The organism is Mucilaginibacter sp. SG564, from assembly GCF_013149275.1.
Lineage (GTDB): Bacteria > Bacteroidota > Bacteroidia > Sphingobacteriales > Sphingobacteriaceae > Mucilaginibacter.
The window spans coordinates 21,024-47,123 of the sequence record NZ_JABGNA010000014.1; the positions used below are offsets into that span (position 1 = coordinate 21,024).

Genomic DNA, 26,100 nt, shown 5'->3' on the forward strand with positions numbered 1-26,100 from the left:
GCCCCCCTTTTAGGGTGAATTTAAAGTCAACTTATCTCTAAAAATATACTTAATCATAAGATATTTGTAGATTTAGGTTCATTTAAACATTGACTGATCCGTTACAATGAACAACTCATCATTTATTAAACTGAATTTTCAGTTTATAGTGGGGGCAATTTTATTATGTCTCCCGGCTATTACCAAAGCCCAGCTTTTACAGGAAAAAGAAAAGTATACGCATGCAGATACACTGCGCGGCAGTCTCTCACCTCTACGTTCCTGCTATGATATTAACTATTACCATCTGGATGTTAAGGTTAATATCGATCAAAGATTTATCAGCGGCAGCAATCAATTTAAATTTACGGCCACAGAAGATTTCGCCAAACTACAGTTTGATCTGTTTGCTAATCTGAATGTAGATAAAGTGGTGTATAAAGGTAAAACCCTGCCTTATACCCGCGAGGCTAACGCCGTTTTTGTTACCTTCCCGCAACCGATTGCCAAAGGCAGCAAGGATGAGTTCACCGTGTACTATTCGGGTAAACCAACTGTAGCGGTTAACGCTCCCTGGGATGGCGGCCTGGTATTTAAAAAAGATTCGCTGGGTAAACCCTGGGTAGCTACGGCTTGCGAGGGCATTGGCGCCAGTATCTGGTGGCCCAATAAAGATCACCTGAGCGATGAGGTTGACAGTATGATGATCAGCATCAGCGTGCCTAAAGGATTAAAAGATGTATCCAACGGAAGGCTGCGTAAAGTTACCCCGCTTAAAGATGGCTATACCCGGTTTGACTGGTTTGTGGCCAATCCTATTAACAATTACGATGTGACCGCCAATATTGGTGATTATACCCATTTCAGCGATACTTATGATGGCGAAAAAGGCAAACTCACTTTAGATTACTGGGTATTGCCCGCCAGCCTGGCCAAAGCCAAAAAACAATTTACCGAAAACGTGAAACCCATGCTCAAAGCTTTTGAACACTGGTTTGGCCCTTACCCTTTTTACGAGGATGGCTACAAACTGGTAGAAACGCCGCATTTAGGTATGGAGCACCAGAGCGCCACCGCTTATGGCAACCACTATTTGAATGGCTATCTGGGTTATGACATGTCAAGCACCGGCTGGGGACTTAAATGGGATTATATCATCGTTCATGAAAGCGGGCACGAGTGGTTTGGCAACAACATCACCGGTAAAGACCTGGCCGATATGTGGATCCACGAAAGCTTTACCTGTTACTCCGAATCGTTGTTTATTGAAAACAACTGGGGCAAAAAAGCCGGCCAGGAATATAATAAAGGCCTTCGGCCGGGCATCAGTAATGACAGCCCTATTGTAGGAGTTTACAATGTAAATAAAGAAGGCTCCGGCGATATGTATCCCAAAGGCGCGGTATTGCTTAATATGGTGCGCACTATCATCAACGATGATGAAAAATGGCGAGGGATATTGCGTGGCCTCAACAAAACTTTTTATCATCAAACAGTGACTTATGACCAGGTAGTAAACTACATCACCGAACAATCGGGTAAAAAACTATTGCCTGTGTTTGATCAGTACCTGCATTATAAAAACCTGCCTACACTGGAGTTTGCTATAAGGGATGGTAAACTGCTTAGTCGTTGGATAGCTGATGCCACTGGCTTTACCATGCCTGTATTGGTAAGGGTTAAAGGCGGCGAATATCAATTTATTACGCCTACCACCCGCTTTAGCCCGGTTGCTATTGAAGGTGCCTCTATTGATAATATTGAAGTTGATACATTTAACTACTATATCGGTATCCTGAAAGATTAGTATGAGCATGCATTACATCAAAATCATGGCCTTGCTGATATTTTTATCTGCAGTGCAAATGACTATGGCACAGGTCAGCGTGGTTAAGCTTAATAAAAGATCGATACCCGCGTCAATTAAATATAAAGGAGATATTGTTAACGCGGTACGCTTTACAGACAACGAAGGTGAGCATTTACTGATCACCACCGAAACAGGAATAACCGACCCCAGAGGTGACAGCGAAGACGGCAATGGACGCGATGCGGCACTTTATGCTTATCAATACACTGTAAAAAGCACTGGCAGCCTGCAGCTAAACTGGCAAATGGTTGATTTTGTGAAGGATTGCCAGGTCGACCTGGAAGCGATATATATTCCGGGGTCATTTGCGGTTACCGACCTGGACAGGAATGGTAAGGCCGAAGTATGGCTGATGTACAAAACATTATGCGCCGGTGATATCAGCCCCGGCGAAATGAAGATCATTATGCATGAGGGCGGTAACAAATATGCCATAAGAGGGCAAAACAAAGTTAAAGTGGGCCCTGGCGATTATGATGGCGGCAAATATACTTTTGATGAGGCTTTCAAAACAGGTCCCGAGCTATTCAGAAAATATGCCCAGGAGCTTTGGAGAAGGAATATCTGGGGCCCGCGAGTTGATTAATTTATACGCACAGTAATTCAACATGAAAACAAAATATTTATATAACATCGCGTCGGCTGTCTTGATGCTGACCGCGTTTACTCTACCTGTCCGTGCCCAACTTGGTGCAAACCGCGAAACTTTTACCCGTGCCGATAGCCTGCGCGGCAGTTTAACACCGCTACGCACTTGTTACGATATCAATTACTACCACTTGGATGTGAAGTTTGATATCGATCAAAAATATATCAGCGGAAGTAACCAGTTTAAGTTTACAGCCACCCAGGATTTTACCAAACTCCAATTCGATCTGTTTGCGAATCTCAAAATAGACAAGGTAGTTTATAAAGATCAGGAGCTGCCTTATACCCGCGAATTTAACGCCGTGTTTATCACTTTCCCGCAAACCATCACCAAAGGCACCGCCGATGAGTTTACCGTATTTTACTCCGGTAACCCTACCATTGCCAAACACGCTCCCTGGGATGGCGGCATCGTATATACCACCGACTCTTTAGGCAAACCATGGGTGGCTACTGCCTGCCAGGGTATTGGCGCCAGCATCTGGTGGCCTACTAAAGATCATCAGTATGACGAGGTGGACAGTGCCCTCATCAGCATCAGTGTACCTAATGGTTTAAAAGACGTATCAAACGGCCGTTTACGTAAGGTAACCAAATTAAAAGATGGCTATACCCGGTTTGACTGGTTTGTAGCCAATCCCATCAACAACTATGATATTGAAGCCAACATTGGCGATTATGTACACTACGATGGCGTTTATCAAGGAGAAAAAGGTAAACTGACCACGGACTACTGGCCGCTAAGCTATAACCTGAACAAGGCTAAAAAACAATGGAATGAAAATGCTACCAGAATGCTCAAATCATTTGAGTACTGGTTTGGCCCTTATCCGTTTTATGAGGATGGTTATAAACTGGTAGAAACCCCGCATCTGGGCATGGAACACCAAAGCGGTACCGCCTACGGCAATCATTATCAGAATGGTTACCTCGGTCGCGACCTTTCGGGTACGGGCTGGGGTTTAAAATGGGATTTTATTGTGGTTCACGAGAGCGGGCACGAGTGGTTTGGTAACAACATCACCTCCAAAGACGTAGCCGATATGTGGATCCATGAGAGTTTTACCAATTACTCCGAATCGTTATTTATAGAAACCTATTACGGAAAACAGGCCGGTCAGGAATATGTACATGGCACCCGTTTGGCTATACAAAATGACAGGCCCATTGTTGGCCCATACGGCGTAAACCGCGAGGGATCTGGCGATATGTATTATAAAGGCGGCAACCTGCTCAACATGATCCGCACTGTGATTAACGACGATGAAAAATGGCGCAATATCCTGCGCGGGCTCAACAAAACGTTCTACCATCAAACCGTTACTTACGACCAGGTGGTTGATTATATCACCACACAAAGCGGCATGAACCTGGCACCTATATTCGATCAGTACCTGCATTATAAAAACATTCCTATCCTGGAGTTTGTGAGCATCAAAGGCAGAATACTTTGCCGCTGGATAAATGTAAGCAGCAAGAAGTTCAACATGCCGGTAAAGGTTAAAGTAAAGGGGGGCGATTACAAATTCATTACCCCTACAACCAGCTTAACGCCACTAAAACTGGAGGGTGCTACCGAAGATAATATCGAAGTAGATACTTTTAATTATTACATAGGGGTAGCACGTAATTAAGTTGTATTAGGTTAAAATATTGTTTGTCATCCTGCGCGATAGCGAAGGATCTGTTAGTGGAAATGCATGATCTATAATAGATCATGCGTTCCTCAGGATGACAAATAAGTTGTAAAAGCTTATTTATTTCAAAAACAGTGCAACCAATCGGCGCATGTTGCGTCTTATAAACAAATAATTAACGTTAACCATGAAATCACTAACCAAACTATTACTACTTGCAGCTTTAGCAACAGGCACTACCGGCTATACTTATGCTGCACCTGTTACTACTGTTAAAACCATACAACAAAGTACACAGGATCGTCATTTATCAGGATTCAGGGCTATTGACCTGGCTGGTTCTTTTGATGTTTATATTACCCAGGGCTCTACAGAGTCGGTAAAGGTGGAAGCACCGGCTAACGTTATCGATCGTATTGTTACCGAAGTAGAAGATGGCGTATTAAAAATACACAGTAAAAAAGATTCCAACTGGAATAACTGGAGCTTCGGCAATAAAAAAATGGTGATCTATGTAACCGCGAAGGACCTGAATGGCGTTTCGGTAACCGGATCGGGCGATATCTTTTTTAAAGATGGTATCAGCACCAACTCCTTAAAATTAAACATCACCGGATCGGGCGATATACAGGGCAAAGTGAATGTGAAGAAATTGGAAAGCAGAATATCAGGTTCTGGTGATATGAGCCTGTCGGGCCGTGCCGATGACTCCAGCGTAAGCGTAGTTGGCTCTGGTGATTTTAAGGCCCGCGATCTGGTAACCGTAAGCACCGCGGTACGTGTAGCAGGCTCTGGCGATGCCACCGTAAATGCCAGCAATAAAGTTGATGCCTCTGTAAGTGGCTCGGGCGATATTCGCTATACCGGCGGCGCCAAAAATATCAGCAGCTCCAAAGCAGGCAGCGGCGATATTTCAAGACTGTAACCTCACCCTGCCCTCTCCAAAGGAGAGGATTTCTGATTAGCACGGAGTTTAAAAATTAAAAAAGAGCGATAGCATTAATGCTATCGCTCTTTTTTTGCCAATATTCAAGTAAAGAACCCTCACCTTTGGAGAGGGCAGGATGAGGCTTTAAAACCTCGTATAAAAAGCTATCTGAGCCACGTGGTTCAGCGTATAGGCTTCGGCCAGGTTAATGTATTGGTTTAAATAACCGGCCTCCACATCAAACACTTTGCTCACGCGGTAGCCCAGTGCAACGTATGCCCGGTTTTGATCAAAGAAATGTTTGTTTACCCTGTTTTTGTTCTGAACATTAAAAAATATTTCGTTCTGCAGGGCCAGGAATGGGCCTTTGGCAAATACCGCCGAATCATTCTTAAACGGAATTATTCCTCTTACAAAATACCGGAAACGCTGGGCAAAGTAATCGTCGTTTTTGTTATTGGCAGTTTGCCCCAAAAAGCGTTGCTCCAAACGGAAACGGTGTGCTACGGCAATGTGTTTACCCAACTTGTGCGAGTAAGTGTACTGCTGCCATATCCGGTGTTCAGGCCTGAAGGTTTTGCTACCATCAGCGGTACGGCCGTTAGTAGCGATGTAGGCATAACCCAAAGCGGCTACCTTGTTATTGGCAAAGTAATAGTTGGCCGAAGGGCGCAACAGGGTGTGTTTTAAATAGCTCAGATCGTCATGCGAGCGAAATTGTCCGTCGAACGAATAGCCCCAGTGTTCAGACAGGCGTTGGCTGTGAAACCAGGCTGCCCAGCCCGAAAATTGATTCTCTTGTGCCAATAGCCTTGCAGGTGCTATAAACAGGCACACCAACAGAACCAGTAATTTGTGCTTTAATTGCATAGTATATGTGATTTGTGTTAAAATTAGTATCAAGTAGCTAGTATCAAGATTTTACTTCGGTCTTGATACTTGATACTAGCTACTTGATACCCAACTAAGGTTAATTTCTTTCTCTTTAATCCTTGAATCTGGCCAGAACCTTCCTGCCCAAATCAAACGTTACCCTAAAGGCTTCCTGATTACTCATCTGAAACCCTGGTACCTGGTGAAGGCTCAAAATAAACTGCCCTTTTATCCTGTTAGCTAAAAACGCGGTATAAATAATATCCAAACGGTTATAGGTTTTGAACTGATAAAACGAATCGCCGTACATAATGTGGCTGCCCTGGCCTTTATAAAATTCATCATACAAAGCAAACTGATGCCAGCCAAAATAAGCGTTGGCTATAAAGCCTGCTGGTTTTTGAAAACCATCAACCCCACGAACTCGCTCAAACGACATCATGCCGCCTGCTTCTACTGATAACGAATCTAAAAAGGTTTTATGACTGAAATCTAAACCTAAACGGATCTGGCCACCGCCATTGTCCTGGATATGATCATTGGGGATAGGCACACCGGGACCAGCATCATGCAACAATAAAAAGTAATGCGATACATAAAAAGGGCCAAAAAGTGATGGGCGGTATTTACCCGAAAAGCCAAACAGGAACTCCTCACGTTGGGTATCGGTTTGGTGGCTCACCCAGTCGATCCAGCCGGTTTCGGTAAAGTGCTCGTTATGATAGCGGGCCAATAAGCCTTCTACGTTGGGGCGATAATAACGCAGGGTATCGTTCAGCAAAGCACGGGGATAATCGTCAAGCAAGCCTTCGCGCGGGAAAGCACCGGCGTTAAACAACCAGCTTTTGCCGGTATAGCTATAGTAAGCCACAGGGTTAACCTTTGCAAAATAAGACTGTCCGCCAAAATCATGCAGAGCGTTGGCACCTACCACAAAATGATGTACGCTATCGATATTCAAGCCCAGATCAAGCTCGGTACGCACACCAGAGTAGGTGTGGGACCGCTCTGTAAAAGGTTTATACTCGCGGTTATCAAGAAAACCCATCCCGTTAAAATGGATGTCGAGGCTATTTTGTGCCCGGGCAGCGGTACTGCCTATGAAGATAATAATTGCAACTAAGTATAGTTTTTTAAACATGGGGTGATGATTTATTTAACAGTAAAAGTGATCATACCGCTGTTTCGTCCTCCGGCAAAGGGCTCGGTGCGTAACGAAAATAGCAGATCATAGCGCCCCTTTTTAAGGGGCGCCGTAAGTGTAAATTTATATGGTGTGGTTTGTCCTGGCTGCAAGGCAATATGATAAAAGCTGTCGCTGGCTTTCTGCGTATTGACCAGATCTGAATTTTCAAAAAAGCAGGCCTCCAAATAAACAGGCGGCTCGCCAGGTCCATTTCCAAAATTAATGGGAAAGCTATAGGTATTTTTAAACGACAGGTCAAAGGTGAGCCGCTGTCCCGGCGACGCGGTTACCTTATACGACGAAGGTTTGAAATCAATTTTCTGGTAGGTACGCACATTATTTACCCAACCGGCATACCAGTTGCCAACCGGCGTTTTAATGGTATCGGGAGTTACTCCTGGTATACGATCTTCCATCACCAGGTATGCCTTTTTATGTTGTACACTATCATCAATGGGCCATATATCATATTGGGTACGGCGGTAATAGCGCGCATCGTAGTTGAGTCCCTTGACCGTATTGTTATAAAAGTTATATTTCGACGGATTCTGAAAGCCTTCACAAAATATCACATAATTATCGCCAGCCTTATCGCGTACAGTTTTGGCCCAGTCCTTAAAACCGAAAAAGCTTCTGATAGCCCCAACTTCCATTATAAATGAAGGCCCCCATACAATCAGCAACCTAAGCGTTACGATCAAAGCCATATTGATGATGGCCAGGCGACTAAACCATGCGGGCCAACCACGTTGCGCGAAGTGAATGAGCACCAGCATACATAAAGGCACATATACAATAAGCGTCCAATGTAGCTGCACCTCGCCTTTAAACGAGGTGAGGAAAAAGAAAAGCAATATGCCTATGCTGTTCACCAGTAAGGTGCGCATAAACGTATCCTTGATACGTACAGTAAAGCTTTTATAAAACAAAAACCAACCGATTAGCGGCCCAGCCATTATCAGTTGCCCTAAAGGGTATTGGTAGGAATAGGACAGGTCATACGTTTCGGCCGAACGTTCAGAAAGATGGTATTTGATAGATGGATAATCATGATTTATCTGCCATAAAATATGCGGCGCGTAAAAAACAAGCGCCAATATCACAATGCCCCAAAATGATGGTCGTTTTAATAATTTCAGGTTTGACAGCAGCGTAAATCCTACAACCAAAACACCATGATACTTGCTGTAGAGCAAGCCTGCAACAACCATTGCCAGTATGAGCGCGAGCGGCCAGCTATCCCTTTCGGCATATTGCTGGTAGAAAAAGAAAAACAGGGTAGTAAATAACAGCAGCGGTGCATCGGGTGTGGTGGTAAAACCATAAATATGGAAAACAAATACCCCGGGAATCACCAGTATAAAGGCTTTGGCACTTACCTGATACTTTTTCAGCATCAGCCATATCAGGTATAATGATATCGAACTGCTGAGTACCGTAAACAACCGCAGGCCAAATTCATTATGCATCAGACTGTACCCGGCTTTGATGAACAGGGCCACCATAGGCGGATGATCATAATAACCCCAATCTAAAAACCGCGAGTACATCCAGTAGTAGGCCTCGTCGGCATGTATCTCCAGAGTACTGGCTTGTAGTATATTCAATGCCGTCCAAAGCAATAAAAAATAAATAACGGGGCGGTTATAGTTTACCGGGGCCTGCGTGTTATTTAAATTACTTTCCTGCATTAATATCCTGAAAATTGAATTGGCAAAGGTATGATAAAAGATATAAGCCTTAAAATGTTAGTAATCATGATTAAGTAAAATACATGTATTCTTCATAATTAAACGTGAGTTCGATATAAGAAATGTAGCGCAATACCAATAAAAAAATGTCATTTCGAACGAGGTACGAGGAGAAATCTTTTGCGATACACTGATTTAAAAGGCATTGAGTAAAAGATTTCTCCTCACCCCATCACTTTGTCCGTCGCTGTTTGTCGAAATGACAGGGAGGTTTTCTTATATCGAACTCACGTTAATTCAAATGAGCGGGTAAGGCGAAAGAGAAATTTACAGGCAACAAAAAAAGGCCTTCTTAAACAAGAAGGCCTTTTTACTATAAACTCTTTTATAAACTATTATTGTGCAGATAAAGCCGCGGCACCGCTCACAATTTCGGTAAGCTCGGTGGTGATGGCTGCCTGGCGGGCTTGGTTGTAGGAAAGCTTAAGGGCTTTTAACAATTCGCCTGCGTTTTCGGTAGCCTTATCCATAGCGGTCATACGGGCACCATGTTCAGATGCGTTAGAGTCTAACACAGCACGGTATAACTGGATCTTGATATTTTTAGGTATCAGTTGCTCCACAATTTCTTCTTGCGAAGGTTCCAGGATATAATCAACATTAGCTGCTTTTACCTCGTCCTTTTTCTCAGGTTTTGGCACTGGCAACAGTTGCTCGGCAATTAAATACTGTACAGCGGCGTTACGGAAGTGGTTATACACCAGCTCAACACGGTCATACTTGCCATTAACAAAACCTGCCATAATGCTTTCGGTAATTTTGGAAGTATTTTCAAAGTTAAGCTCATTGTACAGATCGTTATTGTTACCAATTACGTTGTACTTACGACGCTCATAATACTCCTGGCTTTTTTTACCGATAGCCACTATCGAAACATTACCGGCCTGCAATTGCTTGCTGTATTTTTCGGCAATAAGATTGTTAGCTGTTTTTATCGCGTTGGTGTTAAAGGCACCGGCCAAGCCACGGTTTGAGGTTACTACAACCACCAATACACGCACGGGCTCGCGCTCCTGCAAATAAGGTGATGAGCCATCCTCTAAACTTGCAGATAAGTTAGCCAGTAATTCCTTTAGCTTATTGGCATAAGGGCGCAATTGTACAATAGCATTTGTAGCACGTTTCAACTTAGCCGCCGAAACCATTTTCATGGCCTTGGTGATCTGCTGGGTTGATGATACAGATGTTATCCTGTTTCTTACTTCTTTTAAATTAGCCATTCTTCTTTTTTAGTATCAAGTATCGAGTATCAAGATTTTTGTACCTGAACACGCTTACTAATGGTACCTATATTTTTTATCAAGCAGTTAGTATCAAATTTTCAAAAGTACTTGATACCTGATACTAACTACTTGATACTACTAATTAATAGTTACTTGCCAGTTCTTTGGCTACAGTTTCTAATACGCCGGTGATCTGATCGTCGAATTTACCTGCTTTAAGTGCAGCTAATGTTTCTGGGTGACGAGCTTCTAACTGGCTGGTAAACTCAGCTTCAAATTTCCTGATATCTTTTACAGGTACACTACGCATCAGGTTTTTAGTACCTAAATAGATGATAGCAACCTGTTTTTCAACAGATACAGGAGAGAACTGACCTTGTTTCAATACCTCTACGTTACGCACACCTTTGTCCAGTACCGTTTTGGTTGAAGCGTCCAAATCCGAACCGAATTTAGAGAATGCTTCTAATTCGCGGTATTGAGCCTGATCCAGTTTCAAGGTACCGGCTACTTTTTTCATGGATTTGATCTGCGCGTTACCACCCACACGTGATACCGAGATACCTACGTTAATAGCCGGACGAACACCCGCGTTAAACAGATTTGATTCCAGGAATATCTGACCATCTGTAATAGAAATTACGTTGGTTGGGATATAAGCAGATACGTCACCAGCTTGTGTTTCGATGATAGGTAAAGCGGTTAATGAACCACCACCTTTTACGATACCCCTGATAGACTCAGGAAGATCGTTCATTTGCTGCGCGATAGAATCGTTAGCGTTGATTTTAGCGGCACGCTCTAATAAACGGCTGTGCAGGTAAAACACGTCACCCGGGTAAGCCTCACGGCCCGGTGGACGACGTAATAACAACGATACCTCACGGTAAGCAACAGCCTGTTTTGATAAATCATCATAGATGATCAAAGCTGGTCTTCCGGTATCACGGAAGTACTCGCCGATAGCAGCACCAGCAAACGGAGCAAAGAACTGCATTGTTGCAGAGTCTGAAGCGTTTGCAGCTACAATGATAGAGTATGGCATAGCACCATTTTCTTCCAGTGTACGTACAATGTTAGCTACTGTACTTGCTTTTTGACCGCAAGCTACATATATACAGATAACCGGCTGACCGGCATCATAAAATTCTTTTTGGTTGATGATGGTATCGATACAAACAGCGGTTTTACCAGTCTGGCGGTCACCGATTACCAGCTCACGTTGTCCGCGGCCGATAGGGATCATCGCGTCGATAGCTTTGATACCAGTTTGCAGAGGCTCAGTTACCGGCTGACGATAGATTACACCAGGTGCTTTACGCTCCAATGGCATCTCGTAAGTTTGACCAGTGATTGGGCCTTTACCGTCAATTGGGTTACCCAGGGTATCCACAACACGACCTAACATACCTTCACCTACGTTGATAGACGCGATACGGTTGGTACGTTTTACGGTATCACCTTCCTTAATATCGTCAGATTTACCTAACAATACCACACCCACGTTATCTTCTTCAAGGTTAAGCACGATACCTTGCAATCCTGTGCCAAATTCTACAAGCTCTCCTGATTGTACTTTTGTCAATCCATAAACGCGTGCAATACCGTCACCCACCTGGAGTACAGTACCCACTTCTTCTAATTCAGATTCTGACTTGAAGCCTGCCAATTGCTGACGCAAAATTGCCGATACTTCGTCTGGTCTTACCTCTACCATTGTTTAAAATTTATTTAGAGTTTTAGTGTTAATATTAAACTGCCTGTTCGGCAAATTCTTTCTTTAATTTTTTCAGGCTGGCTGCAATGCTGGTATCTACCTGCCTGTCGCCAACGGTTAGCACAAAGCCACCAATCAGTGATGGGTCAACTTTAGCTTCCAGTTCTACTGTACCGCCAATTGCCTTTTGCAATTCGGCAACCAGTGTTTGTTTGTTAGCTGCAGAAAGCTCGGTGGCCGAAGCAACTTTTGCTTTGGTGATATGCCTCTTGATATTATACAGGTTAATGTATTCAAGCGCGGTAGTATATAAAACCTCACCACGGCCTTTATTAACCATCAGTTTAAAAAACGCGATAGTAGCCTTGTTCACCTTTCCCGCGAATACCTCGTCCAGTATCTTTATTTTTTTGATGTGGGCGATGATCGGGTTACTTAAAACAGCTTTAAGTTCGGGGCTTGCCTTAAGGGTATGTAAAAACAGATCCATATCGGCCTTGATCACATCAACAATATCTTGTTCCTGTGCAAGGTCAATCAATGATTTGGCGTACCTGGTTCCTACTGTTAATTCTGACATATCTTTTTTATTTGGGAATTGGGATTTTCGATTTCGGATTTCTGCCCGATGGATAAATTCAAATTCACTCTTTATATAAATTATAACAATTTCAAAAATCCGAAATAACAATTCCGAAATTCGAAATCACTATAATTTCACTTCTTTTAATAGTTGGCTTACCAGTTCGTCTTGTTTCTGGTGATCTTCAAATTGCTTGCGTAATACTTTCTCAGCAATTTGTAATGACAGTGTAGCTACCTGATTTTTAACATCAGCCATAGCTATTGATTTCTGATTGTTGATTTCCACACGGGCCAATTCAATCATACGTGCACCTTCCTTGTGGGCAAGCTCTTTAGCATCAGCTATCATTTGCTCCTTAACTTTGCGGGCGTCAGACAGGATCTGATCGCGCTCGGCACGGGCTTGTTTCAGTAACGACTCATTCTCGTTGGTTAAACGGGCCATTTCATCTTTAGCAGCTTCGGCTTTTGACAATGAATCTTCAATAAAACGTTCACGATCATTAAGGGCTCCTAAAATAGGTTTCCAGGCAAATTTTCCTAATATGAATAACAGGATCAAAAATGATAATGTCGTCCAGACAACCAAACCAAGATCGGGTGTAACTAATTCCATAATTCTGTATAGATATTTACTTTATATGTTTATTCTTTTTTCAGCAGATTAAAACAAGCCCGGAGCCAATCGCCCCGGGTTGTTCTTTTTCTTTTTCTCTAATAAATATTAGAGCAAAGCAACTACCACAGCAAACAAAGCAACACCTTCTACAAGGGCCGCAGCGATGATCATGTTAGTTTGAATTTTTGAGGCAGCTTCTGGCTGACGGGCGATACCTTCAACGGCTTTACCACCGATTTGACCGATACCAATACCTGCGCCGATAACAGCTAAACCTGCACCAACTGCACCAAGTTTTTCAAGGCCAGAAGCAGCGGCTGCTTGTGCAATTGTTCCAATCATTCCAATCATTGTTTGATAATTTAACGTGTATATATAATTATAATTAATTCAGATTAATGGTGATGCTCTTCAACAGCCATCCCGATAAACAGGGATGTAAGCATCGTGAAAATAAAGGCCTGCAAAAACGCTACAAGCAATTCAATACAATCCATAAACACCACGAACGGAACAGAAACTGTCGACATCCATGCGGTTTTAAAGATAAATATTAAAGATATTAAGCTTAATACAATGATGTGACCGGCTGTAATGTTGGCGAACAAACGGATCATCAACGCAAATGGCTTTGAAATAATACCGATGATCTCAACCGGAACCATGATAGGATATAACCACAATGGAATACCCGGCGCAAAAATGTGTTTCCAGTAATATTTGTTACCGCTAAAGTTAATAACGATCAGAACAATAAAAGACAATACCAATGTTACCGCAATATTACCAGTTAAGTTAAAACCTCCCGGGAAGAAAGGAACCAAACCTAATAAGTTATTGATCAAGATAAAGAAGAAGATGGTTAACAGTAAAGGCATGTATTTAGCATACTTCACACCTATATTAGGTATAGCCACATCGTCTCTTACAAAAAGTATCACCGGCTCCAGTAATGACTGCAAACCTTTTGGAGCCCTACCAGAACGTTTTTTATAAGCTGATGCCACAGCGAAAAATATGATCAATAATACGATCATCCCCATCCACATGCTGATCACATTACGGGTGATAGAAAAATCATACACCTTGGCTTCTTTGTTAATTTCGCCTGTTTCGTTAACAGCAACTACCTTTTTACCTTCCAGTTTATAGCTGTAATGTTCGCCTTTGTAAACCGGGGCTTCGTGACCTTCTGCATGATGAAAGCCTAATTTTTCAGAAGAAAAAATCTCCAGACCCTTATCTGTGTACAGAATAATTGGCAAAGCAACAAAATGCTCGCTCATAAACGGTACAGATACCGGCCAGGAGTGAGAGTCGCCGATATGTTCAAATACCAACTCTTTAGGATCAAATCGTTTTTCGCTTGCTTCAGCAGCCTTTTCTTGTGAAAAAGATAATGTTGGCTTAACACAGAAAAGCAAAAAAAGCGCGGAAATCAGTAATGGTTTAAATATTTTTGAGTTCAAAATCGAGCTATTATTCATCTAGATGAAGTTTTCTACCTTATTTTTTGGTTGCGCAAGTTACGTAACAAACCATAAATTTCAAAACCCATATTTAAGAAATATATATAAAAAAAATCGGCCACAAAAACGTACTTGTTTACCTTGTTTTTTAACAGAAAAATCAGAACGAAAAACATACAAGCCAACAGTTTAACCGTTGTAGCGGCCAAAAACGCCTGTGCATACATTTCTTTATTGATTTTGGCCACCATCAGGATAGCAATTACCGTTAAAAAGGTAAGCGCCGAAAAGAAAAAAAACATAAGCCAAAACTTTGGCGTGAGTAAGTTACCGTAGCCGAGGTGCGGCAATACCAATGGGGGCGCCGCTATGATAATAATAAACGATAAGTAGGATAATACAGTAGGTAGTACTTTCAACTTTTTACAGATCTGATAACAATATACAATGCAATAAATACCCCGATAAGCGATAGCACAGCTGTTACCCATTTTACCTGGTGCGCCATGGACTCATCAATTTTATAGCCTGCAAAAGCAAACAGACCAATAACGGCTATCATCTGAAAAGCCACACCGCTGAATTTGGCATAGCTGTTCATCTCTTTACCAATTCCGGATTCATCGTCCTGCTGTTCTTTTTTAGCCATGTGCAAATTTATAAAAAGCTGGTGGTCTGCACCAGAATTATCGGAATTAAACTGTCTGAACCAGAATTTATAGAATTAAAGAATTAACAGAATAATGAATCTGAGTTACGACATTCTGAGATCTAACACCTGAAATGATCGGTATCATCAAAAACTAACAACGGTTAAAATCGAACATCCTAAATCCGAAATCGTATAATGTTTAGTATTTTAGCGATGCTTTTAAAACCAACAACTTATTTTGAGGCAACTACCTATATCTTCCATGTACAAAAACAGTAATTTTTTACTGTTTGCCCTTATCATTATTATCGCGGGGTGCTCGCTCGAAAAGCAAAGCGGTCTTAACCGCTCTATGCAAAATCTCACCGCGCATTATAATATACTATTCAATGCCAATGAATTGCTACGGCGCAAGCAGGAAAGTTATGCAGCCTCCTTCCCTGATGCCTATACCGAATTATTGAATGTCTATCCCGATACTACCAGCCAGAGTGGTTCGCCGGATAAGGATATGGAATTGGCCATTACCAAAGCCAATACCATCATCAATATTAAAGAGCAAAGCCATTACATTGGCAATGCCTACCTGGTTTTGGGCAAAGCCCGCTTTTTGGAGGGCAGCTATTTTGACGCGGTGGAATATTTTAGCTACGTAGTACGTTCATTCGGAAATAATTTCCCATTGGCCCAGGAAGCCATGGTTTGGGAAGGGCGCTCGCTTTTATATCTCAATAATCTCCCCAAAGCCAAGCTCGTTATTGATTCGGCTGTACAAAACATCAACCCCAAAAAACCGGGCAAAAGTTTCACGGCCGATGTATATGCTACCCGCATGCAGTACAACATCAACACGCAAAATTATGCCGAAGCCGAGGAAGATGCCAAGCAGGCTATAGAATTTTGTTCGGTAAGCAGGCTAAAGCTGCGCTGGATCTTTATTTTGGCCCAACTGCAGGAGCTTAACCTAAAACCCGCCGAGGCTTACAATAGTTACACCCGTATTGTGCAAAGCAACGCATCGTTTGAGATGGCCTTCAACGCCAATTTAAATCGCATCAGGATACAGGATAACCGCGATGGTATTAAGATAAGCAAGATAGACCAGTTGCGTAAATTATTGAAAAACCACGACAACATTGACTTTTTTGACCAGATATATTACCACATCGGGCAGCAATACTATGCCACAGGCGATATTGATAATGCCGTCAAAAACTACAAGCTCTCTATACGCCATAGCACCAAAAACCAAAACCAACGGGGCGTATCTTATTTACGCATTGCCGATATCGACTTTAAAAACAAAGCTGATTACGAGGGTGCTAAATTATATTACGACAGCACGCTTAATGATCTGTCGCCCAGCTATCCCGGTTATCAGCTTATTGTTAAAAAGAGCAACAACCTGCAAATACTCACAGGTCTGCTGCAAACCATAGCCCGGGAAGATACCCTGCAGATGCTGGCTGGGCTCGATGAAAAAACGCGAATGACGCATATTGACGCGATGGTTGCCCGTAAAGCCGCCAAAGAAAAAGCAGCGGCGGCAGAAGCCGCGGCGGCAGCAGCCAGCGCCAATAACGGCGATCCATTTAGTAACAGTTTTACGTTAAGTAACCCAGACGCGCAGATGCTGCAAAATGGGCAGAACCGACAGAATGGGCAAAATGGGCAAAACGTAGTGAGTTCATTCTATTTTTATAACACCAACGCGGTAAGCCAGGGCTATACTGCCTTTAAGCGCCAATGGGGCAACCGTAAACTGGAAGATAACTGGCGCCGTAGTAAACGCTCAAACGCGGGCATGCCTACCAACGCCGGTCCTACCACAGGCCCTAATACCACTACCGACAAACTCGCGGGCCTTACGGGTAAAGCTGCCGACTCGGTCAGAAACGTGGAGTACAAACAACAGCTCATTCACGATCTGCCATTAACGCCCGATCTGATCAGTCAGTCCAATATCCGGATCTACAATGCTTATCTCGACCTGGGCAACCTGTATCGCGATGTGCTGGAAGATAAAAAAGAGGCCATAGCAGCCTTTGAGAAAATGCTGGCCCGCTTTCCGAACAATCCGGATAAACCCGCTATATATTATAATCTGTACCGTTTATATACGGATATCGACGCGACCAAATCCGACATGTATAAAAACCTTATCCTGAAGGACTACCCGCAAACCGCATTTGCCAAAATAATTCTTGATCCGGAGTACAGCAAAAAACTAAACGATGCCAACGCCGGGTTTAATGTGTTTTATAACCAGGTATATGACCTTTATGAACAAAAACAATACGCGCAGGTGGTGAGTGCCGCAGAAGATCTGTTAAAAAGATACCCGGACAACCGCTTCTCGGCACAGTTATTTTATTTGAAGGCCATAGCTGCGGGTCACCAGGAAAAACTGCCTCCATTTTTAACTGATATGCAGGAAATAGTTGCAAAATACCCGGATGACATATTGATAACCCCGTTGGCCCAGCAACACCTGGCTTACATTCATGCCAACATCGACGAAGTGGCCGCACGACCTGTAGTACTTAATAACGAAGATCCGAATGAGATCCCGTTCACCCCGCCAGTGGCTTATCAAAAACAAACAGAGTATCGAAAAACCTATATTCCATCGCCACAGGCACCAGAATATCGCCACCCGGTTAACGCGCCTCTGAATGGGCTGACCTCAGTTACAACAAAAATCAACACGCAGCTAACTGCACCACAAGGCAAATTGAGTGATAATCATATCCAACAACCTGCCTATGTATTGCAGCAAGCCAACCAGGCCAACCCCGATAGTGTGACTACAACAATAGCCCCGCCTGTAATTGTAGCACAAAACATTGCCTCCATATTTTCAAAGCGAGATAGCACCCATTACTATTTTGCTATAAATGTAACCTCGGGTACAACTAATCTGGCCTCATCACGTTTTGGTATAGGACAATTTAACCGCATACGCTTTTTTGGCTATGGCTTTAAGCACGAGCTTATGACTGCCGGACCGGATGACCAGATCATTTATATCGGAAGGTTTTTTTCCCTGAGTGATGCCCGCAAATATGCCAAGAGCATTATCCCGGTATTACCCGATATTATGAAGGTACCTAAGGATAAATACAGTTTTTTTATCATTACCAAGGAAAATCTGGATAAATTAGCCGATCAAAAAGCGGTGGATAGTTATATTGACTATTACCAGAAAAATTATTGAAATGAGAACCACTAAGCCCAAGCTTACACAACAGGATATAAGAAGATATAACTGGTACATATGGCGTACCGTAATAGCCGGTTTTGTATTTGTTGGATTGATGATAGCACTAACTATTTTTGATGTATTTGGTCAGCTACCCTCTTTCCGCGATCTGGAAAACCCAAAGAGTAACCAGGCATCCGAAGTAATATCATCTGATAAAAAGGTACTGGGTACCTATTACATACAAAACCGGTCGAACGTTACCTATGCAGAGCTATCACCCAATGTAGTTAACGCGTTGGTTGCTACCGAAGACAAGCGTTTTTTTGATCACTCCGGTATTGATTTTGGTCGCAGCTTTACCATCTTTCTGCATTTATTGATCGGGCAGAAACAAGGCGGCAGCACTATTACTCAGCAATTGGCGCTAAACCTGTTCTCAGAGAGAGCGGCCAATCCATTTAAACGTATTGTCCAAAAAATGCAGGAATGGGTAACCGCCGTTAAGCTGGAACGTCATTATACCAAAGAAGAGATCCTGACCATGTACCTCAACACGGTTGATTTTGGTGCCTATAATACTTATGGTATTAAATCGGCTGCACGTACTTACTTTAATACCACCCCGGATAAACTTACACCAGACCAGGCAGCCTTATTAATAGGCATGGTTAACGGACCCGGTATCTACTCACCTATCCGTCACCCCGAAAACGCGCTGAGACGCCGTAACCTGGTGCTTAACCGCATGGTAGAAAAAGGCGATCTGAACCAGGCACAAGCTGATGAATACAAACAAAAACCGCTTGGACTCGATTTTCGCCCTAACAACCACTTTGATGGCCCAGCACCTTATTTCAGGTCGGTACTTAAAAAAGAGCTGCAAAAACTGTTTAAGGAGCAAAACATCAGCCGCTCAGATGGCAGTCCATACGATCTTGATCGTGATGGTTTAAAAATATATACCACCATTGATGCTACCATGCAGCAATATGCCGAGGAAGCACAGCAGCAATACATGCGTGATCTGCAAGTGCAGTTTAACGATCACTGGCGCGGGAAAAATCTGGCTAAAAGCATTCACAACTATAAATTGCTGATACAGCAGGGCATGCTTAAATCAGACCGATACAAGCAACTGAAAGCCCAGGGCATGAGCGACGAAGATATCACCACCAACTTTAACACTCCCGATAAACTCAACCTGTTTACCTGGCATGGCGATATTGATACGCTGATGAAACCTATCGATTCTATTGTGTATTGCAAAATGCTGCTCCGTAACGCGTTGATGAGTATGGACCCAACCACAGGCTATGTTAAAGCCTGGGTGGGTGGTACCAACTTTGAACACTTTAAATATGACCAGGTTAAAAACGGAACACGCCAGGTAGGTTCAACCGCCAAACCATTTACCTACGCGGTAGCTATTGATAATGGCTACTCTCCTTGTATGAAGATCAATAACGTGCCGGATACCATTAGGGGGTATGGCAGCGGTCCGTGGTGCCCACGTTCTTCTCCGTCCGAAACGATACCGGGCTTTATTACCCTGCGCCAGGCTTTGGCCCACTCGCAAAACTGGGTAACCGCGCACGTAATGGGCGAAGTTAAGCCTGAGCCTGTTGTAGAACTGATCAAAAAAATGGGAGTTACCAGTCCGGTACCGCCATATCCTTCTATTTGCCTGGGCACATTTGATGCCTCGGTATTTGAAATGACAGCGGCTTATTCGGTATTTGCCAACCACGGTTTGTGGACAGAGCCTACCTATATATTACGTATTGAAGATAAAAACGGCAACGTTTTATATACCCACACCCCAAAAGTAGTGCAGGCCATGAATCCGCAAACCGCCTATGTGATGACGTATATGCTTAAAGGCGTAATACAGGATGGTACAGGTTCACGCTTACAATATAAATATGGCCTGAGCAACCCGATAGGTGGTAAAACAGGCACAACTCAAAACAACTCCGATGGCTGGTTTATTGGCATCACCCCGCAACTGGTTACCGGCTTATGGACTGGCTGCGAAGACCGAGACATCGCATTCCAATCTACCCGGTTAGGTGAAGGCGCCAACAGCGCATTGCCTATATTTGCATTCTATATGAAAAAGGTATATGCCAACGCGGCACTGGGCATTAAAAAGAATGTCGACTTTGACGCGCCCAAAAACGGTGTAAGCATAGTGATGGATTGCAACCAATACAACCAGCAGCAACAAGGCACTACCGAAGTTGATAAGAAGCTGGGATTTTAGGTTGGTTCAGAAATAAAATCAAACAAAATTTGTCATTCTGAACAATAGTGAAGAATCTGTAAGCGACATGCATGTAGTATAATAGATCCTTCGTACCTCAGGATGACAACAAAGGCATTGTGGGTACCGATTAAGAAAATGGAGAAATTTGATTACAAAGTTGCATTAAAAAATATACCTCACAAACCCGGTGTTTATCAATACTGGGATAGTGAGCAGGAACTGATATATATTGGCAAAGCCAAAGATCTGCGCAACCGCGTAGGATCCTACTTTAACCAGGATACACATGTAAATGCCAAAACCCGTGTTTTGGTATCCAAGATACGCAATATCACTTTTACCATTGTTGATACCGAGGTGGATGCGTGGCTGTTGGAAAACAGTATGATCAAAAAGCATCAGCCGCGCTACAATGTGATGCTGAAGGATGATAAAACCTATCCATGGATCATCATTAAGAATGAGAACTATCCCCGCATCTTCTGGACCCGGCGTATTGTTAAAGATGGTTCAAAATACCTGGGGCCTTATGCTTCGGTAAGTATGATGCACAACATCTTAGGGCTTATTAAGGAAACATATCCCCTGCGCACCTGTAACCTGCAGCTCACCCGCGAAAACATTGACAAGGGCAAGTTTAAAGTTTGCCTGGAATACCAGCTGGGCAATTGCAAAGGCCCATGCCAAAACTATCAGACCGAGGATGATTATGACAACAGCATTGAGGAGATCAAGGATATCCTGAACGGTAAAATAGGAGCTGTGCTACGTCGTCTTAAAAGCGAGATGGAAACCGCGGTTGCAGAATATAACTATGAGCTTGCCCATCGTTTAAAACGAAAGTTCGAACTACTGGAAAACTACCAGAGTAAATCAACGGTGGTAAATTCGTCGATTACGGATGTGGACGTGTTCAGCATCGCTTCAGAAGATAAGATCGCCTTCGTTAACTTCTTAAAAGTAATGAACGGCACCATCATCCAAACGCAAACTATTGAGTTAAAGAAACGCCTGGACGAAAGTGATGAGGAGCTGCTTACCCTGGCTATATCTGAGTTCAGAAGCCGTTATAACAGTGATTCCAAAGAGATCATCGTACCTTTTGGTATCGATCTGGAAGATCATCCCGGCATCAAATTCACTGTACCTAAACTGGGCGAAAAGAAAAAATTGCTCGATCTTTCGCAAAAGAATGTGCTCTTCTTTAAAAAGGAGAAGATAGATCAGTATGAAAAGCTAAATCCCGAGATCAGGACCGAACGTTTGCTTACACAGATGATGAAGGACCTTCGTATGAACCAGCTGCCCCGACATATTGAGTGTTTTGATAACTCCAACTTCCAGGGTAAATATCCGGTGTCGGCCATCGTTGTATTTAAAGATGGCAAACCATCCAAGAAAGATTACCGCCATTTCCACGTAAAAACGGTAGAGGGCCCGAATGACTTTGCCACCATGGAAGAAGCCGTACACCGCCGCTACCGCCGTATGCTGGATGAAGGAACGGAACTGCCTCAGCTCGTCATTATTGACGGTGGCAAGGGCCAATTGTCATCGGCGATGCACAGCCTAAAGCTATTGGGCATTGATAAACAGGTAACCGTAATAGGCATAGCCAAACGACTGGAAGAATTATACTATCCAAACGATCAGTACCCAATGTACCTGGATAAAAAATCAGAAACATTAAAGGTGATCCAGCATCTGCGCGATGAGGCCCACCGGTTTGGTATTACCTTCCACCGTAAGATACGCGATAAAGGCACCCTGGCCACCGAACTGGAACTGATAGAAGGCATAGGCAAAACTACCGCCGAAAAGCTGCTGAAATATTTTAAATCGGTTAAGAAGATCCGCGAGGCTAATGAGGAAACGCTATTGGAAGTTGTTAATCTGAAACAGGCGAAAGCTATTTTAGGATACTTTGGGAAAGAGGAAGAAGCAAGTCAAAAGTAAAAAAAGCTGTCATACTGAGCCTGTCGAAGCATGGTGGGTAAAGGTCTCTCCGCATGATCCTTCGACAAGCTCAGGATGACAGGCCGGCCCTTATTAAAACAAAAAGGTCAAAACTATTACAATTTTGACCTTTTTTGATTTTGACTTAAAAACTCTTTTAGTATGACCACAGGTTAAGCTCCCAGTCCATCAGGGATTTCTTTATCCTCTCTGATTCGTAAAGCTTATCAATGCCCTGGGCATAATCTTTTATACGTTCGTCCTTATCGTTACTTTCTTTAACAATATAGCTGGTAAAAATGCGCTTCATAAAAACATCATCGAAGCTTAAACCCGTCGCGTCGCTGTTACGACTGGCTACTTCTTTGGTAGCAAAAATGGGTCTTGCTTCCGGAAAATATACCCAAAACGCGGGTTGATAATCCAGATCAAGAGTACCCGCTTTTGGTTTGATCAATGGGGCTATACCTATAATGCGCGGCTCAAATACAGAACGCTGCTTATCAAAAACCCAATCTTCCTTGATACGGAATTTAACAACACTATCAGGGTTAAACTCGCCAGCCTGTAATGATGATCCTATTTTATTACCGTCTTTATCAAATTTATCAACTACCGAACTATCCGCCATTTTTGATTTGGCTCCGCCCGCACTAAGCGGAACCGTAAAGGCATCGCCTCCCGGATCGTCTTTTGTTGGTGTTGGATCATAAGCAGTCAATTCACCCGCAGCGATGGCATTTAAAAGCACATCAATCAACCTGCTTTTTGGCGAAGCCAAATACTGGTTCATTTTTTCGCGAACATCAATTTCCCGCCAAACGCGTTTAGCAAAAACCACATCATTTTCGCGCAGGTTTGGCAAAGGCGTAACCCGGGCGTTCAGGATGTTGTTCTTTTTATAATAACCATCAAGCGGTCTTTCAAAAGGCTTATTGGGATCAAATGTTTTGCGCTTAGAAGTATCAGCAACCGGCTGACTTACTACGTTGTCCTGCTGGCTTGATTGCTGTGGTTGCAGCTGTGCTGGCTGTTGCTGTGCTGGTTGCTGCTGTGTGGTAGTAGCGGGCTTCCGGGTACGTTTTTTAGCGGGGCGTTTCTGAGCAAATACAGCCGAAACACACACTAAGCAAAGTACAAAACACAAAATTTTCTTTTTCATACGCCTTTAATTTGCGGATAATACAATTGGGTCAAGTCCTCTTGGTGTTCCATCAGGGCCAACTGCAACAATATCCTTAAATACAACAGTAGTACCCGGTGTAACGGTGTTCATTACAGAACGCATAGCGCCTGTTAATTCGCCCCCACTGCCTGACATAATAATGGCATCCTGGCGGGGTTTTACAACAAGCAGTGTAAAACGGGTTACATTAAATTTAGCATCAAAATCAAAGTTATCCAGTTTAGCAAACACCCTATCCTGCGCCCTTAAGTTTGCAGCACTGGTATTACCACCGCTTTTGCCGGCAAACTGAGGTTTAGGATCAGGTATACGCTTAACACGAAAATCAGACGTCCCTAAAACCATACCTTTATCGCCAAAAACAGTAACTTTTGCTGTACCTACACTGCTCACTGTAGCTGTATAGTGTCCGCCGCTCCCACTGATCGATCCTCCGCTCATGCTTACTTTCATGCTTTCTTTGGGTACACCCGGCGCCGATACTGAAAGTGGGTTAGCTACACCAATATATAATACGTTCATTTTATCGGGCGATACTACTGCTGATGGTTTTGCCACCATGTAAGTAGCAGAAATAGGATAAACTTTTGGAGGTCCCTCTACCTGTTTCACCGATAAACTGCCAGTCCAGGTATGCAATCCTTCGCCACTTGCAGTGGTGGTATAAGTACCTACACCATTTGCAGTTGGAATTTGTGATCCACCAACAGTTATTACAGGATCTGATTTTTGGTCATATGCTGTTAGGTAGATCTCGGCCTTATATGGCTGGCCTGCCAAAACATAACTGCTTGGGGCAACAGCTACAGCCTTAAACTGATTTAAGGTCACTGACGCCTGATCAACTTTACCTAATAACTTTTTCACTACCTCGTTCTCCGCATTTTTATTATCAGCCTGTATTTTAGCCAGTGTTGTTAAAGCTGCCCCCAGGGGAATACCGTCACCAAAATACGCCTGCTGCCAGGACTTTTTACCCGGGTCGATCGCATTCAAAGAAAAGTTAACACCAGCCGCATCCTTACCTAATATTTGCAGCAAACGTGCCCTGGTGGCTTCAATTTTCCCTTTTAGTACATCAGCTTTTTTAGCGTTTATCATTACCTCAGGCGATATATCCAAACTTTCTCTTGCATCTACATCTCCGGTTTCTGAGTTGATCCCACCGCCTTTTTGTATTAATTCAGCTTTTAACTCTTCAATATATCCATTCAGTTCATCAGCAGCTTTACTTGCATCTTTGGCCTGAGCTTCCAGGCGTGCCGCCTTTTCTGGCTGCTCTTTTAACTTGGTTGCCTCAAATGCCGAATAAGTACTTTGTAAGCTGGCGTTAACGTTTTTTGTTGACTGATCTAAACTACTTGTAATGTTTTTAAACGCGTCTAACAAGCTATCCGGCACATTAAGGGCTATTAAGCCTAAAAGTACCAGGTATAGTATGCCTATCATTCGCTGTCTTGGGGTTTCCTTACCTCCGGCCATCTATATAAATATTAGCTTGTAAAAAATCTATTAATTATATTAATTAACACGTGGCTGGTTCATTGCGGTAAGCATATTCCCATAAACCGAATTTAACGATGCCAGGTTTTTTGCTAAACGCCCCACTTCTTCCTTAAACTGTTTAGAATCATCTAACGACTCGTTAAAGTTGTTCATGGTTAAAGACAGGTTTTTATAAAAGTTGTTCATTGATTTTAAATGAGCGCTTGAATCCTGTAATTCCAGTTCATAAACAGCATTTAGTTCAGACAGGTTTCTGCCTAATTTAGTTACCTGCTCGTGATAAACCTTTGAATCGACATTTGAATTGGCTAATTCTGATAAATTGGCTGATGCCTTATCAAAAGCAGTACTCAATTTATCATAGCTTGCCGATGCGGTTTTTACTTTATCAGTAAAGGCAATAGTAGCTTCGCCAGCATCTGTTACTCTTGATATGGCGGCAACTTTATCGCCAAAAGTTCTCAAACCATCGCCCAGGCTGCGTACCAGGTCCGGGCCTATCTTAGCATCCTCCAGCATCTTATCCAGAGCTTGTGTGTTTGATGAGTTGCTTGCTACGGGCCTTGCGGTTGCCTTTGGCAATTCGCCGCTAAAATCCTCGCTCAATTCCGGATAAACACGTACCCAGTCAATATCCTTATCTTCTCTTTGGAAACCCAACAATAAGAACAGGAAAGCTTCCATACCTAATCCTACTGTTATAAAGGTAGATGCCATTGGCCAGTGCTGTATTTTAAACAGCAAACCGATGATCACTATCGTAGCTCCCCATGATATCACATTTCCTATTCCATAAGGTTTTTTCTTCCCTGCCATAATAATTCAGAAATAATTTGTGTAGATG

Annotated in this window: 21 protein-coding genes; 7 read left to right on the forward strand and 14 right to left on the reverse strand. The window is 43.1% G+C overall.

Annotation, left to right across the window (positions count from 1 at the left end; all coding sequences use genetic code 11):
• Nucleotides 1–106 precede the first annotated feature (106 nt).
• The 4 genes from FHW89_RS24730 (at nt 107) to FHW89_RS24745 (ending at nt 5,059) form a co-directional block, all read left to right on the forward strand.
• Complete coding sequence (locus tag FHW89_RS24730) at nt 107–1,786, forward strand: M1 family metallopeptidase (RefSeq protein ID WP_172337736.1); 1,680 nt, start codon at nt 107–109, stop codon at nt 1,784–1,786.
• A 7-nt stretch (nt 1,787–1,793) separates the two neighbouring features.
• Nucleotides 1,794–2,435 (forward strand): M949_RS01915 family surface polysaccharide biosynthesis protein, encoded by a 642-nt coding sequence (locus tag FHW89_RS24735; protein ID WP_216650688.1) that lies wholly within the window; start codon nt 1,794–1,796, stop codon nt 2,433–2,435.
• 22 nt (nt 2,436–2,457) lie between these two features.
• On the forward strand, nt 2,458–4,131 hold the full coding sequence (locus FHW89_RS24740) for a M1 family metallopeptidase (protein WP_172337737.1): 1,674 nt from the start codon (nt 2,458–2,460) through the stop codon (nt 4,129–4,131).
• Between the two features lie 190 nt (nt 4,132–4,321).
• Nucleotides 4,322–5,059, forward strand: a complete 738-nt coding sequence (locus FHW89_RS24745; protein ID WP_172337738.1) for a head GIN domain-containing protein — start codon at nt 4,322–4,324, stop codon at nt 5,057–5,059.
• A gap of 147 nt (nt 5,060–5,206) precedes the next feature.
• Here the strand turns inward: FHW89_RS24745 and FHW89_RS24750 are convergent, their stop codons facing one another.
• The 11 genes from FHW89_RS24750 to FHW89_RS24800 all read right to left on the reverse strand — a co-directional run bounded on the left by FHW89_RS24750 (nt 5,207) and on the right by FHW89_RS24800 (nt 15,134).
• Nucleotides 5,207–5,932: a DUF2490 domain-containing protein gene (locus FHW89_RS24750; protein ID WP_172337739.1), complete on the reverse strand. Its 726-nt coding sequence runs from the start codon at nt 5,930–5,932 to the stop codon at nt 5,207–5,209.
• Between the two features lie 115 nt (nt 5,933–6,047).
• Complete coding sequence (locus tag FHW89_RS24755; protein ID WP_172337740.1) at nt 6,048–7,076, reverse strand: hypothetical protein; 1,029 nt, start codon at nt 7,074–7,076, stop codon at nt 6,048–6,050.
• 11 nt (nt 7,077–7,087) lie between these two features.
• The gene (locus FHW89_RS24760; RefSeq protein ID WP_172337741.1) at nt 7,088–8,812 is read right to left on the reverse strand and encodes a glycosyltransferase family 39 protein; all 1,725 of its coding nucleotides are present in this window, start codon (nt 8,810–8,812) and stop codon (nt 7,088–7,090) included.
• 395 nt (nt 8,813–9,207) lie between these two features.
• Nucleotides 9,208–10,092: an ATP synthase F1 subunit gamma gene (gene atpG, locus FHW89_RS24765; protein ID WP_172337742.1), complete on the reverse strand. Its 885-nt coding sequence runs from the start codon at nt 10,090–10,092 to the stop codon at nt 9,208–9,210.
• A gap of 145 nt (nt 10,093–10,237) precedes the next feature.
• Complete coding sequence (atpA, locus tag FHW89_RS24770) at nt 10,238–11,812, reverse strand: F0F1 ATP synthase subunit alpha (protein WP_172337743.1); 1,575 nt, start codon at nt 11,810–11,812, stop codon at nt 10,238–10,240.
• Between the two features lie 34 nt (nt 11,813–11,846).
• Nucleotides 11,847–12,392 (reverse strand): ATP synthase F1 subunit delta, encoded by a 546-nt coding sequence (atpH, locus tag FHW89_RS24775; protein WP_172337744.1) that lies wholly within the window; start codon nt 12,390–12,392, stop codon nt 11,847–11,849.
• 129 nt (nt 12,393–12,521) lie between these two features.
• A complete protein-coding gene (locus FHW89_RS24780) occupies nt 12,522–13,013 on the reverse strand; it encodes a F0F1 ATP synthase subunit B (RefSeq protein ID WP_172337745.1) in 492 nt (163 codons plus the stop codon).
• Nucleotides 13,014–13,121: 108 nt separating this feature from the next.
• Nucleotides 13,122–13,358: an ATP synthase F0 subunit C gene (gene atpE / locus FHW89_RS24785; protein ID WP_172337852.1), complete on the reverse strand. Its 237-nt coding sequence runs from the start codon at nt 13,356–13,358 to the stop codon at nt 13,122–13,124.
• A 53-nt stretch (nt 13,359–13,411) separates the two neighbouring features.
• Nucleotides 13,412–14,503 (reverse strand): F0F1 ATP synthase subunit A, encoded by a 1,092-nt coding sequence (atpB, locus tag FHW89_RS24790; protein WP_172337746.1) that lies wholly within the window; start codon nt 14,501–14,503, stop codon nt 13,412–13,414.
• A gap of 14 nt (nt 14,504–14,517) precedes the next feature.
• Nucleotides 14,518–14,904, reverse strand: coding sequence for a hypothetical protein (locus FHW89_RS24795; protein ID WP_172337747.1), 387 nt, complete (start codon nt 14,902–14,904; stop codon nt 14,518–14,520).
• Complete coding sequence (locus FHW89_RS24800; protein ID WP_172337748.1) at nt 14,901–15,134, reverse strand: AtpZ/AtpI family protein; 234 nt, start codon at nt 15,132–15,134, stop codon at nt 14,901–14,903. The genes FHW89_RS24795 and FHW89_RS24800 overlap by 4 nt, the downstream gene beginning before the upstream one ends.
• A 265-nt stretch (nt 15,135–15,399) precedes the next feature.
• Between FHW89_RS24800 and FHW89_RS24805 the strand changes: the two genes are divergently transcribed.
• From FHW89_RS24805 to uvrC, 3 genes are all read left to right on the forward strand, one after another.
• Nucleotides 15,400–18,354 carry a tetratricopeptide repeat protein gene (locus FHW89_RS24805; protein WP_172337749.1) on the forward strand — a complete coding sequence of 985 codons (2,955 nt, stop codon included), beginning with the start codon at nt 15,400–15,402 and terminating at the stop codon, nt 18,352–18,354.
• 1 nt (nt 18,355) lies between these two features.
• Nucleotides 18,356–20,605, forward strand: a complete 2,250-nt coding sequence (locus FHW89_RS24810; RefSeq protein ID WP_172337750.1) for a transglycosylase domain-containing protein — start codon at nt 18,356–18,358, stop codon at nt 20,603–20,605.
• A gap of 138 nt (nt 20,606–20,743) precedes the next feature.
• Nucleotides 20,744–22,564, forward strand: a complete 1,821-nt coding sequence (gene uvrC / locus FHW89_RS24815) for an excinuclease ABC subunit UvrC (protein ID WP_172337751.1) — start codon at nt 20,744–20,746, stop codon at nt 22,562–22,564.
• Between the two features lie 157 nt (nt 22,565–22,721).
• On the opposite strand, the gene gldN is transcribed toward uvrC, so the two are convergent.
• Genes gldN through gldL form a run of 3 tightly spaced genes read right to left on the reverse strand, consistent with a single transcriptional unit; the run spans nt 22,722 to nt 26,072 of the window.
• Nucleotides 22,722–23,726, reverse strand: a complete 1,005-nt coding sequence (gene gldN / locus FHW89_RS24820; protein WP_172337752.1) for a gliding motility protein GldN — start codon at nt 23,724–23,726, stop codon at nt 22,722–22,724.
• A 6-nt stretch (nt 23,727–23,732) separates the two neighbouring features.
• Nucleotides 23,733–25,232, reverse strand: a complete 1,500-nt coding sequence (gene gldM / locus FHW89_RS24825) for a gliding motility protein GldM (protein ID WP_172337753.1) — start codon at nt 25,230–25,232, stop codon at nt 23,733–23,735.
• 39 nt (nt 25,233–25,271) lie between these two features.
• A complete protein-coding gene (gene gldL, locus FHW89_RS24830) occupies nt 25,272–26,072 on the reverse strand; it encodes a gliding motility protein GldL (RefSeq protein ID WP_172337754.1) in 801 nt (266 codons plus the stop codon).
• Between the last annotated feature and the right edge of the window lie 28 nt (nt 26,073–26,100).